General features: G+C 62.1%; 12 protein-coding genes and 1 other RNA gene. 9 read left to right on the top strand and 4 right to left on the bottom strand.

Going from position 1 to position 15,050, the window contains the following annotated elements; translation table 11 throughout:
* Window positions 1-45 precede the first annotated feature (45 nt).
* A complete protein-coding gene (gene grpE, locus ACODSK_RS14435; protein WP_489016978.1) occupies window positions 46-612 on the bottom strand; it encodes a nucleotide exchange factor GrpE in 567 nt (188 codons plus the stop codon).
* A 227-nt stretch (window positions 613-839) separates the two neighbouring features.
* Between grpE and recN the strand changes: the two genes are divergently transcribed.
* Entirely contained in the window at window positions 840-2,513 is a 1,674-nt protein-coding gene (gene recN / locus ACODSK_RS14430; RefSeq protein WP_489016976.1) for a DNA repair protein RecN, read from the top strand.
* 62 nt (window positions 2,514-2,575) lie between these two features.
* Here the strand turns inward: recN and fur are convergent, their stop codons facing one another.
* A complete protein-coding gene (gene fur / locus ACODSK_RS14425; protein ID WP_042125706.1) occupies window positions 2,576-2,980 on the bottom strand; it encodes a ferric iron uptake transcriptional regulator in 405 nt (134 codons plus the stop codon).
* Window positions 2,981-3,077: 97 nt separating this feature from the next.
* On the opposite strand from fur, the gene ACODSK_RS14420 reads away from it, so the two are divergent.
* The gene (locus ACODSK_RS14420; protein WP_489016974.1) at window positions 3,078-3,602 is read left to right on the top strand and encodes an outer membrane protein assembly factor BamE; all 525 of its coding nucleotides are present in this window, start codon (window positions 3,078-3,080) and stop codon (window positions 3,600-3,602) included.
* Window positions 3,603-3,667: 65 nt separating this feature from the next.
* Here the strand turns inward: ACODSK_RS14420 and ACODSK_RS14415 are convergent, their stop codons facing one another.
* The gene (locus ACODSK_RS14415; RefSeq protein ID WP_489016972.1) at window positions 3,668-4,102 is read right to left on the bottom strand and encodes a type II toxin-antitoxin system RatA family toxin; all 435 of its coding nucleotides are present in this window, start codon (window positions 4,100-4,102) and stop codon (window positions 3,668-3,670) included.
* Between the two features lie 216 nt (window positions 4,103-4,318).
* Between ACODSK_RS14415 and smpB the strand changes: the two genes are divergently transcribed.
* Window positions 4,319-4,801, top strand: a complete 483-nt coding sequence (smpB, locus tag ACODSK_RS14410; protein ID WP_489016970.1) for an SsrA-binding protein SmpB — start codon at window positions 4,319-4,321, stop codon at window positions 4,799-4,801.
* 123 nt (window positions 4,802-4,924) lie between these two features.
* On the opposite strand, the gene ACODSK_RS14405 is transcribed toward smpB, so the two are convergent.
* Window positions 4,925-5,692 (bottom strand): GntR family transcriptional regulator, encoded by a 768-nt coding sequence (locus ACODSK_RS14405; protein WP_489017059.1) that lies wholly within the window; start codon window positions 5,690-5,692, stop codon window positions 4,925-4,927.
* 254 nt (window positions 5,693-5,946) lie between these two features.
* Here ACODSK_RS14405 and ACODSK_RS14400 point away from each other — a divergent pair, with 254 nt between their 5' ends.
* The 6 genes from ACODSK_RS14400 to ACODSK_RS14375 all read left to right on the top strand — a co-directional run bounded on the left by ACODSK_RS14400 (window position 5,947) and on the right by ACODSK_RS14375 (window position 14,746).
* Entirely contained in the window at window positions 5,947-7,611 is a 1,665-nt protein-coding gene (locus tag ACODSK_RS14400) for a lactate permease LctP family transporter (RefSeq protein ID WP_489016968.1), read from the top strand.
* Window positions 7,612-7,683: 72 nt separating this feature from the next.
* On the top strand, window positions 7,684-8,829 hold the full coding sequence (gene lldD, locus ACODSK_RS14395) for an FMN-dependent L-lactate dehydrogenase LldD (protein WP_489016966.1): 1,146 nt from the start codon (window positions 7,684-7,686) through the stop codon (window positions 8,827-8,829).
* A 79-nt stretch (window positions 8,830-8,908) separates the two neighbouring features.
* Complete coding sequence (locus ACODSK_RS14390; protein WP_489016964.1) at window positions 8,909-11,719, top strand: FAD-binding and (Fe-S)-binding domain-containing protein; 2,811 nt, start codon at window positions 8,909-8,911, stop codon at window positions 11,717-11,719.
* A gap of 126 nt (window positions 11,720-11,845) precedes the next feature.
* Complete coding sequence (locus ACODSK_RS14385; RefSeq protein WP_489016962.1) at window positions 11,846-12,124, top strand: hypothetical protein; 279 nt, start codon at window positions 11,846-11,848, stop codon at window positions 12,122-12,124.
* 95 nt (window positions 12,125-12,219) lie between these two features.
* Window positions 12,220-12,611, top strand: a transfer-messenger RNA (tmRNA) gene (gene ssrA, locus ACODSK_RS14380).
* A 788-nt stretch (window positions 12,612-13,399) separates the two neighbouring features.
* The gene (locus ACODSK_RS14375) at window positions 13,400-14,746 is read left to right on the top strand and encodes an SLC13 family permease (RefSeq protein ID WP_489016960.1); all 1,347 of its coding nucleotides are present in this window, start codon (window positions 13,400-13,402) and stop codon (window positions 14,744-14,746) included.
* Window positions 14,747-15,050 lie beyond the last annotated feature (304 nt).

Genomic DNA, 15,050 nt, shown 5'->3' with positions numbered 1-15,050 from the left:
AGCACTTAAACGCTTGACACCTAGATGGGGGCCATCCGGCTAATTTCAAGCCTTCTCATCGATGGAAGGCGAAACCGGAGCCGGGGCCTTGCTGACCACGACCATGGCCGGGCGCAGCAGGCGTCCGTTGAGCTGATAACCCTTCTGGAACACCTTGAGCACGCTGTTCGGCTCGACTTCGGCGCTTTCCTGCATGGCCATCGCCTGATGCTGCTCGGCATTGAAGGGTTCGCCGTGCGGATCGATGGCCTCGAGGTTGTAGCGCTTGAGGGTGTCCTGGAACATCTTCAGGGTCAGTTCGATGCCTTCGCGCATCGGACGGATGCTTTCATCGTCCGGGCTGGACAGCTCCAGGCCGCGCTCCAGGCTGTCGATGACCGGGAGAAGGTCGCCAGCGAACTTCTCCAGGGCGAATTTGTGGGCCTTTTCCACGTCCTGCTCGGCGCGGCGGCGCACGTTCTGCAGATCGGCCGCAGTGCGCAGGGCTTGATCCTGGGCAGCCGCAACCTGCTCTTCGAGCAGTTGCACGCGCGCAACCAGATCCTCGGAATCCGCTTCGGCGGCTTTGTCGGCGTTCGGATTCAGTTCGTCCAGCTTCTGCTCATCAGCCATGAATTCTCTCCTCTCAATGTCGTCGGCGAGCTCGACTCGCTCATCTGCCGGCCTATATGGGGTCGTAAAAGACAGCTTCAAGGGCGATTGAACATCAATGTGTTCCACACATAACTGTCCGCGATCAAAAGCGGACACGAACGAGCGAATCGACCTAAGGCGGGAATTGTCAGAAATTTCAAAAACACTGTATAAATAACCAGACCTGACTTCTGGGAGCCGCCCGCATGCTGGTGCACCTGTCCATCCATAACTACGCCATCGTCGAACACCTCGACCTCGAACTCGCCCGCGGCATGAGCGTCATCACCGGCGAAACCGGGGCCGGCAAGTCGATCATGCTCGACGCCCTGGGCCTGACCCTGGGCGATCGCGCCGACAGTGGCGTAGTGCGCCCCGGTGCGGACAAGGCCGATATCCTCGCCACCTTCGACCTGGTCGACATCCCCGAGGCCCGCACCTGGCTGGCTGAACGCGACCTGGACAACGACGGCCCGTGCATCCTGCGCCGGGTCATCACTGCGGAAGGACGCAGTCGCGGCTATATCAATGGCACCCCCTGCCCGCTCGGCGACCTGAAAGCTGTGGGCGAACTGCTGATCGATATCCACAGCCAGCACGAACACCAGTCCCTGCTCAAGACCGACACCCACCGCCGCCTGCTCGACGAATATGCCGGCGCCACCGACCTGGCACGCCAGGTCCAACTGGCCGCCCAACGCTGGCGGCAGAGCCACGTCGAACTGGAGCGCCTGCGCAACTCCGGCGACGAGCAGCGCGCCCGCCACCAGTTGCTCAGCTACCAGCTTGAAGAGCTGGACAACCTGGGTCTGGGCGAGAACGAGCTGGAGCAACTGGAGCAGGAACACAAGAACCTGACCAACGCCGAGGCGCTATTCGGTATCTGCCGCCAGGTCATCGACCACTGCAGCGAAAGCGACTCAGGCAACGTGCTCAGCGCCCTGACCGTCAGCCTCAATCGCCTGACCGCCGTGCAGAACGCACCCCGCGCCCTGGGCGAGGCAGTGAACCTGATCGCCAGCGCACAGATCCAGGTCGAGGAGGCTGTCGGCGAACTCAATCGCTTCCTCGACAACTTCGATGCCGACCCGATGCGCCTTCAGCAACTGGAAGAACGCCTCGACACCCTGTACACCCTGGCGCGCAAGCACCGTATCCACCCCAGCCAGCTGATCGACTTGCAGCAGCGCCTGGGAGAAGAGCTGGAAAGCCTCAACGCCAACGACGAGTCCATCGAACGCCTGGAAGACGAACTCAAGGCCTACACCCGCCACTACCATGAGAAGGCCGGCGAACTCAGCAGCCTGCGCCAGCGCGCCTCGACCCAGCTTGCTGCAGCCGTTGAGCAGGAAATCCAGCGTCTGGGCATGCCGGGTGGCCGCTTCTGCATCGAACTGCGCCCAGGTAACGGCGAGGATCTGCACCCCCATGGCCTGGAGCAGGTAGAACTGCTGGTCAGCGCCAACCCGGGTCAACCGCTCAAAGGGCTGGCGAAAGTCGCATCGGGTGGCGAGCTGTCACGGATCAGCCTGGCGATCCAGGTCATCACCGCACAGACCTCGCGCATCCCTACGCTGGTCTTCGATGAAGTGGACGTCGGTATCGGCGGCCCGACTGCAGAAATCGTCGGCCAGTTGCTGCGCCGCCTGGGTGAGCGCGGCCAGGTACTGACCGTGACGCACCTCCCGCAGGTGGCAGCACAGGGGCATCACCACCTGTTCGTACACAAGGTGCGCAACAGCGATGCGACCCACACCGCCGTCGCCAGCCTGGGCAAGCGGGAGCGAGTCGAAGAAGTGGCGCGCATGCTGGGCGGCATCGACCTGACCAAGGAGTCCCTGGCCCATGCGAAAAAGATGGTGGTGACCAGCAAGGGCTGACCCCGAAAACAAAGAAGGCGACCCGGAGGTCGCCTTCTTTTTTCTACAGTAAACGCGGACGCTTACTTTTTCTTGCGTACGTACAGCACCAGATTGTGGTCGACCAGTTCGTAACCGTGCTGGGCAACGATTTCCTTCTGACGCTTCTCGATCTCAGGATCGAAGAACTCGATCACTTCACCGGAATCCACGTTGACCATATGGTCGTGGTGACCGCCATCGGCCAGTTCGAATACCGCATGACCGCCGTCGAAGTTGTGACGCACGACCAGGCCAGCCGCCTCGAACTGGGTGAGGACACGGTAGACCGTGGCCAGGCCGACATCTTCTCCAGCTTCCATCAATGCCTTGTAGACATCTTCAGCGCTCATGTGGCGCTGCTCGGTGGAGTCGAGCATCTGTAGGATCTTGACTCGAGGCAGAGTTACCTTGAGACCGGCTTTGCGCAGTTCGCTATTTTCAACCATGGTCAGCTTTCTCGCCGATGCTGCTTCGCAGCTTCTCTGAATACGGGTATGATCGGGGTTTACGTTGTCCAGCCAAGATAGTGGAAGTCGCCCACCGATGCAAAACACCAAGCTCTTGCTAACCAGCCTCACCCTCGTGGGACTGCTCGCACTCGCCGGTTGCTCGTTCCCCGGGGTTTACAAAATCGACATCCAGCAGGGCAATGTCGTAACGCAGGACATGATAGACCAATTGCGCCCCGGAATGACCCGTCGCCAAGTAAGGTTTATCATGGGCAACCCGCTGATCCAGGATACCTTCCACACCAATCGTTGGGATTACCTGTACAGCCTGCAACCTGGTGGTGGTGAGCGCCAACAGGAACGCATCAGCATCTTCTTCAATGAGAATGACCAACTGGCCAGCCTGTCCGGCGACTTCATGCCAGGCAAGAGCCGCGACCAGGAAATCCTCGGCAGCGAAAGCGGCACGACGGTCAGCCAGCCAGGGCAGAACCAGGCCCAGCCGGTGCAGCAGGACAAGCCTGCCCGCCCAGGCTCGCTGGAAGAGAAGATCCAGCGCGACGTCGATACCATCGAGGTCATGCCGGTTCCAACCCAGGAACCCCTGCAGACCGAGTAATTCCGGTACGCATAAAAAAGCCCGAACATGTTCGGGCTTTTTTGCATCTGCACCCAGCGCCAGGCTCAGCTGTTGAGCTGCTTGGCCCGCTGGCAGAACGCATCGACCAACGTATTCGCCGCCTGGTTGAAAAGCGGCCCCAGGGTCGCCTTGACCAACGCCCCGGAATACTCGAAGGACAGATCCAGACTGATCTTGCAGGCCTTCTCACCCAGCGGCTTGAACACCCAGAGTCCGTGCAACTGACTGAACGGCCCCTCCTCCAGATTCATCTCGATGGACTGCCCCGGCACGAGCACATTGCTCGTAACAAAATGCTGGTTAAGCCCACCCTTCGCCACCTCGACCCGAGCCCGCATCGCGGTGTCGCTGACCTCCAGGATCTTGGCCCCTGAACACCAGGGCAGGAACTCCGGATAGCGCGCAACGTCGTTGACCAGATCGTAGAGCGCCTGAGCGGGATAAGGCAGCAGGGCCGACCGTTGAATATGGGTAGTCATCCAGGCGTCATTTCCAAACGTGAACAAAAGGGACAAACGGGCGCCACTAGAACAAAGAATAGGCCGCCCATCAACCCGCCGATGGCCGCATCACCCTCTGATGACAACAGCCCGGCCGGGAAAAATCCGCCGCATTGTCCGGGATTCACCGCATCGCCTCAAGCTCGCCACTCCCCCGTAGCCGCCGACGCGGCGACTGCCTATAATGCCGCCCCTATGGCCAAACAAAAGAAACATCCGACAGGGACCATCGCGCAGAACAAGAAAGCGCGACACGATTACTTCATCGAACACAAATTCGAGGCCGGACTGGTCCTGTCCGGTTGGGAAGTAAAAAGCCTGCGTGCCGGCAAGGCGCACCTCGTGGACAGCTACGTGCTGCTCAAGGACGGTGAAGCCTGGCTGATGGGCAGCCACATCACCCCGCTGACGACCGCCAGTACCCACGTCATCGCCGACCCGACCCGCACCCGCAAGCTGCTGCTCAATCGCCGCGAGCTGGAACGTCTGTTCGTGGGCGTGCAGCAGAAGGGCCACACCTGCGTCGCGCTGTCCATGTACTGGAGCAAACACTTGATCAAGTGTGAAATTGCCCTGGGCAAGGGCAAGAAGGAATACGACAAGCGCGATACCCAGCGCGAGCGTGATTCCGATCGCGAGCTGCAGCGTGCCGTTCGCAACAAGGGCAAGGAAGACTAGTTCTGCCTGGCCCTTGATGGCCTCATCGCCGGCCACGCCGGCTCCCCACAAGGTTCGGCGATGTACGCGATCCCTGTGGGAGCCGGCGTTGCCGGCGATTAGGCCATCAGCGCCAACACAAAATCAGCGCCCCTTGCGCCGCTCCGCCCGCGCCACCCGCTGCACTTCCTGCCTGACCTCTTCCAGCACCTCCTGCACATAGAGAATGTGCTTGCTCGATACCTCGCGAGCTTCCTGCGCACGCCCCTCGACAATCGCCAGATACAGGTCCCGATGCTGACTGATCAGCATGTCGCGGGTTTCCGCGCGCTGCTTGTACATGCCGCCAATATTGGTGACCACGTTGCGCTTGAGCAGATCGAACAGCCCACGGATGGTATGCAGCAATACCGCGTTATGACTGGCCTCGGCGATCGCCAGATGGAAGCGCGCGTCGGCGGCGCCTTCTTCGGCCCGGCTCACTTCGTCGTTGCGGGTATAGCAATCCTGCAGAGTATCGAATGCCGCCTTTAGCCGCTCGCGATCGACATCGGTCGCGCGCATGGCCGCGTAATAGGCACATGACGCCTCCAGGGTGTGGCGAAACTCCAGCAGGTCGCGTTGCGCTTCCGGATTGCTTTCGAGCAGTTGCAGCAGGGGATCGCTGAAGGTCGTTCCCAGCGCTTCAGCCACATAATTGCCGCCCCCCTGGCGACTGACCAGCATGCCCTTGGCCACCAGTTTCTGGATCGCCTCGCGCAACGACGGGCGCGAGACACCGAACTGTTCAGCCAGCACCCGCTCGGCCGGCAGGCGTTCGCCGGCGGTCAGGGTGCCCTCAAGAATCATTCCCTCCAGCCGCTCGACGATATCGTCGGACAAACGGCGCTGGCGGACCTGGTCGAAAACCATCACGTGCTCTCCACAATCCCGAGTCAGTTCGGGGCCGCATATTCTGGCCTATCCAGCCCCTCGCCACACCCATCAGTTGGCAACTTTCCTTACCACTCAGTCAGCCCGCTCATCGGAGCTTCGACGAAAGTTTCACGAGGACAAATTGACACACCCACAGCGAGGCTTTTAACCTAGCGCCTCGCCATTGTAAATTGGTCTTACCAATTAACCAATGCCAGCGCCTTACCAAAAACAATTAGGGGCCATCCCACATGCAAACCTGGCAACAACTCTATAGTCCGCTTGGTAGTCTTGGCCTGTCCGCCCTGGCGGCGGTCATTCCAATCGTGTTCTTCTTCCTGGCGCTGGCCGTGTTCCGCATGAAGGGACATATCGCCGGCAGCATTACCCTCGCCCTGTCGATCCTGGTAGCGATCTTCGCCTTCCAGATGCCTGCCGACATGGCCTTCGCCGCCGCCGGCTACGGTTTTGCCTACGGCCTGTGGCCCATCGCCTGGATCATCGTCGCCGCAGTGTTCCTCTACAAACTGACGGTCAAGAGCGGCCAGTTCGAAGTGATCCGCAGCTCGGTGCTGTCGATCACCGATGACCAGCGCCTGCAAGTCCTGCTGATCGGCTTCTGCTTCGGTGCCTTCCTCGAAGGCGCGGCCGGTTTCGGTGCGCCGGTTGCCATCACCGCCGCCCTGCTCGTCGGTCTCGGCTTCAACCCGCTGTACGCCGCCGGCCTGTGCCTGATCGCCAACACCGCGCCAGTGGCCTTCGGCGCCCTGGGCATCCCGATCATCGTGGCCGGCCAGGTCACCGGCATCGACGCCTTCCATATCGGCGCCATGACCGGTCGCCAACTGCCGCTGCTGTCGCTGTTCGTGCCGTTCTGGCTGGTGTTCATGATGGACGGCCTGAAAGGCGTGAAGGAGACCTGGCCTGCCGCCCTGGTCGCCGGCCTGAGCTTCGCCGTCACCCAGTACTTCACCTCGAACTTCATCGGCCCGGAACTGCCGGACATCACCTCGGCCCTGGCTTCGCTGATCGCCCTGACCCTGTTCCTCAAGGTCTGGCAGCCGAAGAAATCCTTCACCACCGCGACCGCCGGCGTCGGCGCCGACGTGGTCAAGACCGGTGCCCAGCCAACCCCTTACAGCTTCGGCGAGATCTTCAAGGCCTGGTCGCCGTTCCTGATCCTCACCGTGCTGGTCACCATCTGGACCCTCAAGCCATTCAAGGCCGCCTTTGCCTCCGGCGGCGCGATGTACAGCTGGGTATTCAACTTCGCCATCCCGCACCTGGATCAGTTGGTCATCAAGACCGCCCCGATCGTCGCCAACCCGACCGCGATCCCGGCGGTGTTCAAGCTGGACCCGATCTCCGCCACCGGCACCGCGATCTTCCTGTCCGCGCTGATCTCGATGATCGTCCTGAAGATCAACTTCAAAACTGGTCTGACCACTTTGAAGGAAACCTTCTACGAACTGCGCTGGCCGATCCTGTCCATCGGCATGGTCCTGGCCTTCGCTTTCGTCACCAACTACTCGGGCATGTCCTCGACCATGGCCCTGGTCCTGGCCGGCACCGGCGCCGCGTTCCCGTTCTTCTCGCCGTTCCTCGGCTGGCTGGGCGTGTTCCTGACCGGTTCGGACACCTCGTCCAACGCCCTGTTCAGCTCGCTGCAGGCCACCACCGCGCACCAGATCGGGGTCAACGACACCCTGCTGGTCGCAGCCAACACCAGCGGCGGCGTGACCGGCAAGATGATCTCGCCACAGTCCATCGCCGTGGCCTGCGCCGCCACCGGCCTGGTCGGCAAGGAATCCGATCTGTTCCGCTTCACCCTCAAGCACAGCCTGTTCTTCGCCACCATCGTCGGCCTGATCACCCTGATCCAGGCGTATTGGCTGACCGGTATGCTGGTTCACTAAAGTGACAGGGGCCGGGCGCCGTTTCCGACGCGCCCGGCAGTTGCCTTCTCACACACATAGCTGCGAGATCCCATGATCATTTCTGCCTCCACCGACTACCGCGCCGCGGCCCAGCGCAAGCTGCCGCCGTTCCTGTTCCATTACGCCGACGGTGGCGCCTACGCCGAATACACCCTGCGGCATAACGTCGAGGACCTGGCCAGCATCGCCCTGCGTCAGCGCGTTCTGAAAAACATGTCGGAACTGAGCCTGCAGACCCAGCTCTTCGACGAAACCCTGAACATGCCGGTGGTCCTCGCCCCGGTCGGCCTGACCGGCATGTATGCCCGCCGTGGCGAAGTGCAGGCAGCCCGTGCAGCGGCGTCGAAAGGCATTCCGTTCACCATGTCCACGGTCTCGGTGTGCCCGATCGAAGAAGTCGCCCCGGCCATCGACCGGCCAATGTGGTTCCAGCTTTATGTATTGAAAGACCGCGGTTTCATGCGCAACGCGCTGGAACGAGCCAAGGCCGCCGGTGTGAAAACCCTGGTGTTCACCGTCGACATGCCGGTCCCCGGCGCCCGCTACCGCGATGCCCACTCCGGCATGAGCGGCGCCAACGCCCCGCTGCGTCGCGTCTGGCAGGCCATGACCCATCCGCAATGGGCCCTCGACGTCGGACTGCTCGGCCGCCCGCACGACCTCGGCAATATCTCCAAATACCGTGGCAACCCCACCGGCCTGGCCGACTACATCGGCTGGCTTGGCGCCAACTTCGACCCGTCCATTTCCTGGAAAGACCTGGAGTGGATCCGCGAATTCTGGGACGGCCCGATGATCATCAAGGGCATCCTCGATGCCGATGACGCCCGCGATGCAGTGAAATTCGGCGCCGACGGCATCGTCGTGTCCAACCACGGCGGCCGCCAGCTCGACGGTGTGCTGTCCAGCGCCCGCGCCCTGCCGGCCATTGCCGACGCAGTGAAGGGCGATATCAAGATCCTCGCCGACTCCGGCATCCGCAGCGGCCTCGACGTAGTGCGCATGATCGCCCTCGGCGCCGACACCGTGATGATCGGCCGCGCCTTCCTCTACGCCCTGGCCACCCACGGCGAAGCCGGCGTGCGCAACTTGCTGGAACTGTTCGAGAAGGAAATGCGCGTGGCCATGGTGCTGACCGGCGCCAAGTCGATCAGCGAGATCACCCGCGATTCGCTGGTCCGCGAACTGGGCGCCTGACCGCGCGCCCGCACTTCATACCGCCTGATTGACCGGGGCACGCGGCGCGCCAGACGCCGTGGCTCCGCGAGGAGTTTGCATGAGCCTGCCCGCCGCGTTCCTGCGCGATGCCGAGCGTCTGATTCCCGCCGATCGCCGCTTCGACGATCCCACCTCGACCCTGGCCTTCGGCACCGATGCCAGTTTCTATCGGCTGATTCCCAAGCTGGTGGTGCGGGTCGAATCCGAAGACGAAGTGGTCGGCCTGATCCACCTGGCCCAGCGCGACCGCGTGCCGGTGACCTTCCGCGCCGCCGGCACCAGCCTGTCCGGCCAGGCCATCAGCGACTCGGTGCTGATCGTTCTCGGCGACAACTGGAACGGCCGCGAAATCCGCGGCCAGGGAGAGCAGATCCGCCTGCAACCCGGGGTCATCGGTGCCCAGGCCAACGCCTGGCTGGCACCGTTCGGACGCAAGATCGGCCCCGATCCGGCCTCAATCAATGCCTGCAAGATCGGCGGCATCGTCGCCAACAACGCCAGCGGCATGTGCTGCGGCACCGCGCAGAACACCTACCACACCCTCGCCGGCCTGCGCCTGGTGCTGGCCGACGGCACCCGCCTGGACAGCGAAGATCCGGCCAGCGTCGCCGCCTTCGAAACCAGCCACGCCGAACTGCTCGCCGAACTGGCCCGCCTTGGCCGGGAAACCCGCGCCAACACAGCACTGGCCGAACGCATCCGGCACAAATACCGACTGAAGAACACCACCGGTCTGTCACTCAATGCACTGGTGGACTACGACCAGCCGCTCGACATCCTGCAACACCTGCTGGTCGGTTCCGAAGGCACCCTCGGCTTCATCAGCGCGGTCACCTACGACACCGTACCCGACCACCCGCACAAGGCCTCGGCGCTGATCGTCTTCCCCAGCGTGGAAAGCTGCTGCCGTGCCGTGACCGTGCTCAAGCAGCAACCGGTCTCCGCCGTGGAACTGCTCGACCGCCGCAGCATGCGCTCGGTGCAGAACAAGCCGGGCATGCCGGAATGGGTGAAAGGCCTGTCGGAAAACGCCTGCGCCCTGCTCATCGAATCCCGCGCCGCCAGTCAGACCCTGCTGCACGAGCAACTGGCGCAGATCATGGCGTCTATCGCCGATTTCCCGCTGGAGCAGAAAGTCGACTTCAGCGAAGACCCGGCGGTCTACAACCTGCTGTGGAAAATTCGCAAGGACACCTTCCCCGCTGTCGGCGCAGTGCGTCAGACCGGGACCACGGTGATCATCGAAGACGTCACCTTCCCCGTCGAACAACTGGCCGAGGGCGTCAACCGCCTGATCCAGTTGTTCGACAAGCATCGCTACGACGAAGCGATCATTTTCGGGCACGCGCTGGAAGGCAACCTGCATTTCGTCTTCACCCAGGGCTTCAACAGTGCCGAGGAAATCGCGCGCTACCAGGCCTTCATGGACGACGTGGCGCAGCTGGTGGCGGTGGAGTTCGGCGGTTCGCTCAAGGCCGAGCACGGCACCGGACGCAACATGGCGCCCTTCGTCGAGCTGGAATGGGGCCGGGACGCCTACGAACTGATGTGGAAGCTCAAGCGTCTGCTCGACCCCAACGGCATTCTCAATCCGGATGTGGTCCTCAGCGAAGACCCGGATATCCATCTGAAAAATCTGAAACCGCTGCCAGCGGCGGACGAGATCGTGGACAAGTGCATCGAGTGCGGCTTCTGCGAGCCGGTCTGCCCGTCCAAGGGACTGACCCTCAGCCCGCGCCAGCGCATCGTCATGTGGCGGGATATCCAGGCGAAAAAACGCGCCGGCGAAGATACCTCGGCGCTGGAGCGCGATTACCAGTACCAGGGCATCGACACCTGCGCCGCCACCGGCCTGTGTGCCCAGCGTTGCCCGGTCGGGATCAACACCGGCGAGCTGGTGAAAAAACTGCGCGGCCAGGTCGCCCATCACGGCAAGACCGCCGACTGGCTGGCGGAGAACTTCCACACCGCACTCAGCGGCGCGCGCCTGACCCTGCGTGTCGCCAACGGCGCCCGTCGCCTGCTCGGCGCACCGCGCCTGGGCCGGATCAGCCAGTCGCTGAGCAAGGCCAGCAAGGGCCGCCTGCCGCAGTGGACCCCGGCCATGCCGCAACCGCTGAAATCGCCGCAGATCAGCCTCGCCAGCAACGATGCGCGACCACGGGTGGTCTACCTGGCGGCCTGCGTCTCGCGAGTCATGGGCCCGGCAGCCGGCGACAAGGAACAGACCTCGCTGCTGGACAAGACCCGCGCCCTCCTTGAAAAGGCCGGCTACCAGGTGGTCTTCCCGGACAACCAGGACAGCCTCTGCTGTGGCCAGCCGTTCGCCTCCAAGGGCTACGCCGAGCAGGCCGAGCACAAGCGCCAGGAACTGCTCAGCGCCCTGCTGCATGCCAGCCGCGGCGGCCTCGACCCGATCTACTGCGACACCAGCCCGTGCACCCTGCGCCTGGTCCAGGACCTGGCCGAAACCCGCCTGGACATGTACGACCCGGTGCGCTTCATCCGCACCCATCTGCTCGACAAGCTGGAGTTCACCCCGCAGGACGCCCCGGTCGCCGTACACGTGACTTGCAGCACCCAGCACCTTGGCGAAAGCCAGGCGCTGATCGACCTGGCGCGGTTGTGCAGCAAGCAAGTGGTGATTCCCGAAGGCATCCACTGCTGCGGTTTCGCTGGCGACAAGGGCTTCACCACGCCGGAGCTCAACGCCCACTCGCTGCGCAGCCTGAAGGACGCGGTGCAGTACTGCGAGGAAGGGATCTCCACCAGCCGTACCTGCGAGATCGGCCTGTCGAGCCATGCCGGCATCGACTATCACGGGCTGGTCTACCTGGTGGACCGGGTCACCCGTCCGCGCGCCATCTGACCGGTGCTGACGACCGGCTGGAACGACGAGCCAGCCAGTCATGACATTCCTGTGAACTCCTTCGAGAGCGGTGCAGTCCACCGCTCAAGGCCCACTCCCGAGGCCTTTCCAGCCAAGGAGATTCACATGAAGCGTACTGCGATTACCGGACTGTTCATGACCGCCGCACTGCTAGCCTCCCCTGTGTTCGCGGCGGACGACCTGTGTACGGCCAACCTGCAGAAGATCGACGACCAGCTGGCCAGTCTCGGCGCCACGTCCGAAGACCTGGTCAAATCGGTGAAGGAACAGGCCGACGATGCGCGGGCCGCGAAAACCGCCGGCAACGACAAGGACTGCATCGCCCTCACCAGCAAGGCCCTGCAAGATCTGGAGAACACCACCAAGGGCGGCGGCAGCCAGTAGGCCAGAGCATCCGGGCGGTGGTGTACGTCGCCCGGATGATGGCGTATACTCCGCCCTACGCGCCTGAAAAGGCGTCAGCTTAGAGCTGAAAAATTGGGGCCGATTAGGATTCGACGCCGGTAGTGAAACTCTAGGTGCATGCCGAGTTGGTAACAGAACTCGTAAATCCACTGTTGCAACTTTCTATAGTTGCCAATGACGAAAACTACGAGGGCTACGCTCTCGCTGCGTAAGCAGCTGAGCCCGCTCTTCTGGTAGCTTCGGCTCCAGCAATCATCAGGGGATGCCTGTAAACCCGAAATGATTGTCATACAGAACAGGATCGCCGTGCAGTACGTTGTGGACGAAGCGGCTAAAACTTACACAACTCGTCCAAAGCACCCTGCCCGTCGGGCGGCTGCGGATTAACTCAATAGACACGGCTAAGCATGTAGTACCGACAGCGGAACACTGGCGGACGGGGGTTCAAATCCCCCCGGTTCCACCAAACATATGTTTCCACATGCTCCCGCATGACTGGAAACGACCTGAAAAGCCCGCCCCGTGCGGGCTTTCTTGTTTCTGAATGCCTCCAAGCGTTTCCCGCACATTCCTGCCCTTCATGTATCCCCGCTGCGCACATCCTCCTCGCCTGGTTTGCGTGGGCGTTAGCCTTGGAACTGCTCTAGCTCACGAGTCCTTGAAGAGGCCCTGCACAAAATAGTTAACCTTAGAGTAACGAAACGCCTGCTCGCTTGATTGATACCCCACCGCTGGCACTTCTAATGTGCCTCCACAGCGGAACTCGTGGAGTCTTCAATGACAATTACAAGACCCTCTCCCCCGCCGCACTGGTCGCGCCGTCTCGGCCAGGCAGGCACCCCCCAAGCTCGACTTCTCCTTCGCCGGCCCGCAGAGCCTGCGCATCAACCCGCTGGTGGATGACGTCCGCGACCGGCCCCGAGTAGATATCCCGACGTCCTGGATCGACTTCGCGCCTGGATACTCTGGACGCACTGCAGCATCAGGAGGAGAACCACAGCCGAAAGCAGTTCCGATTACCGAAGCACAAGAACAATAACTTCGAAGCGTAAGCGAGGATAAAAACAATGATCATCTACGGTGTAGCGCTCATCTGTCCCTTGGCCGATGCCATCACGCTGGAGGACCTCCTGGAAGGGGTGGAAACGACGTGCGCGCGCGCATGAACAGGCGCGCAGGATCGGAAAACCATGCAGTACCCCTGGATGGCGGGTCGCCATCGGATGGAACGAACAAAGTGTCTCGGGAGGATGAATGAGTCCGGAAATCGCAACGATCATCGGTCTGGTGATCATGTTCATCGTAGCCACGGCGCTGCCCATCAACATGGGCGCCGTCGGCTTTGCATTGGCGTTCATCGTCGGCGGCATCTGGGTCGGCATGGGTGGCAAGGAAGTCCTTGCAGGATTTCCCGGCGATCTGTTTTTGACCCTGGTCGGCATTACCTATCTGTTCGCCATCGCCCAGAAGAATGGCACCATCGACCTGCTGGTGCATTGGGCGGTGAAGGCGGTAAGAGGCCATATCGTGGCCATTCCGTGGGTGATGTTCATCGTCACCGCCATGCTCACCGCCTTCGGCGCACTGGGTCCGGCGGCGGTCGCGATCATCGGCCCTGTCGCGCTGCGTTTTGCCAAGCAGTACGAGATCAATCCGTTGATGATGGGTCTGCTGGTGATCCACGGCGCACAGGCGGGCGGATTTTCACCAATCAGCGTGTATGGCGGCATCACCAACCAGGTGGTGCAAAAGGCCGGACTGGACGTCACGGAAATGGCTGTATTCCTCACCAGCCTCGGCTTCAACGTGTTGATGGCGTTCATCTGCTTCTTCGCCTTCGGCGGCATCGCACTGCTGCGCCGCGCCCCTGCCGTGGTCGATGAGCCGTTGATCGCCGGCGCGCAAGCATCGTCGCGCCAGTTTGCCATCGAGGGCCATGGCGCAGTGGTCAGTGCCGGTGGTGGCACCTTGTCCAATGATCCGCAGGCGCTGGATGACGTACGCATCAACCGCGATCACCTGATCACGCTTACCGGCCTGCTGGGCCTGGGCATCGCCGCGCTGGTGTATGACCTCAACGTTGGCCTGGTGGCGATTACCGTCGCGGTTGCCATCGCAGTGGTCTCGCCATCTGCGCAGAAGGGCGCGGTAGACGGCATCAGCTGGTCCACGGTGCTGCTGATCAGCGGTGTGGTGACCTATGTCGCCGTGTTGCAGAAGGCCGGTGCGGTTGACTTCGTCGGCCACGGTGTCAGCGCCATCGGCATTCCGCTCCTGGGTGCACTGCTGGTCTGCTATGTCGGTGGTATCGTCTCCGCCTTCGCCTCTTCGGCGGCCGTACTGGGCGCCACGATCCCGCTGGCAGTACCATTCCTGATGCAGGGCCACCTCAGCGCGGCAGGCGTGATCTGTGCGCTGGCGGTGTCTTCCACGGTGGTGGACGTCAGCCCGTTTTCCACCAATGGCGCGTTGGTGGTGGCTTCGGCTGCGAAGGAAGAGCGCGAAGCGTTGTTCCGTCGCTTCCTTGTCTACAGCGGGCTGGTGGTGGCATTCGGACCGCTGCTGGCCTGGCTGCTGTTCATCGTCCCAGGCTGGATGTAAATCCAGATGAAGAGAGCCGCGCATAGCGCGGCTCTCTTTACAGCGAGATGTTACCTGCAACTTTCAGACTCATTCGCGATCACTAAACGATCTCAAAAAGCCATTTATTCCCGAAACCTCTCCCTCCAGCGTCACACCCGTTGATGCAGAGTCATCCCGCCTCCACTACTCCCTCCCACGGACTCTTCAGCGCAAACGCCCCAAAGACATCGTATAACAATCGAGGCCCTCCTCGATTGATGCTCGATACGGTGCGCTGTCAATCAGGTAAACGCCTCGGCGCTAGCCATCGTAAAGGCATGCA

It is taken from the genome of Pseudomonas sp. FG98 (assembly GCF_057808595.1).
This window is presented reverse-complemented; position numbering and strand designations above follow the sequence as displayed.

Bases quoted from the DNA above. Each gene is read 5' to 3' on its own strand.
- smpB (WP_489016970.1), top strand. From the start codon at position 4,319: ATGGCCAAACAAAAGAAACATCCGACAGGGACCATCGCGCAGAACAAG.
- recN (WP_489016976.1), top strand. From the start codon at position 840: ATGCTGGTGCACCTGTCCATCCATAACTACGCCATCGTCGAACACCTC.
- ACODSK_RS14400 (WP_489016968.1), top strand. From the start codon at position 5,947: ATGCAAACCTGGCAACAACTCTATAGTCCGCTTGGTAGTCTTGGCCTG.
- lldD (WP_489016966.1), top strand. From the start codon at position 7,684: ATGATCATTTCTGCCTCCACCGACTACCGCGCCGCGGCCCAGCGCAAG.
- ACODSK_RS14415 (WP_489016972.1), bottom strand. From the start codon at position 4,102: ATGACTACCCATATTCAACGGTCGGCCCTGCTGCCTTATCCCGCTCAG.
- fur (WP_042125706.1), bottom strand. From the start codon at position 2,980: ATGGTTGAAAATAGCGAACTGCGCAAAGCCGGTCTCAAGGTAACTCTG.
- ACODSK_RS14405 (WP_489017059.1), bottom strand. From the start codon at position 5,692: ATGGTTTTCGACCAGGTCCGCCAGCGCCGTTTGTCCGACGATATCGTC.
- ACODSK_RS14375 (WP_489016960.1), top strand. From the start codon at position 13,400: ATGAGTCCGGAAATCGCAACGATCATCGGTCTGGTGATCATGTTCATC.
- ACODSK_RS14420 (WP_489016974.1), top strand. From the start codon at position 3,078: ATGCAAAACACCAAGCTCTTGCTAACCAGCCTCACCCTCGTGGGACTG.
- ACODSK_RS14385 (WP_489016962.1), top strand. From the start codon at position 11,846: ATGAAGCGTACTGCGATTACCGGACTGTTCATGACCGCCGCACTGCTA.
- grpE (WP_489016978.1), bottom strand. From the start codon at position 612: ATGGCTGATGAGCAGAAGCTGGACGAACTGAATCCGAACGCCGACAAA.
- ACODSK_RS14390 (WP_489016964.1), top strand. From the start codon at position 8,909: ATGAGCCTGCCCGCCGCGTTCCTGCGCGATGCCGAGCGTCTGATTCCC.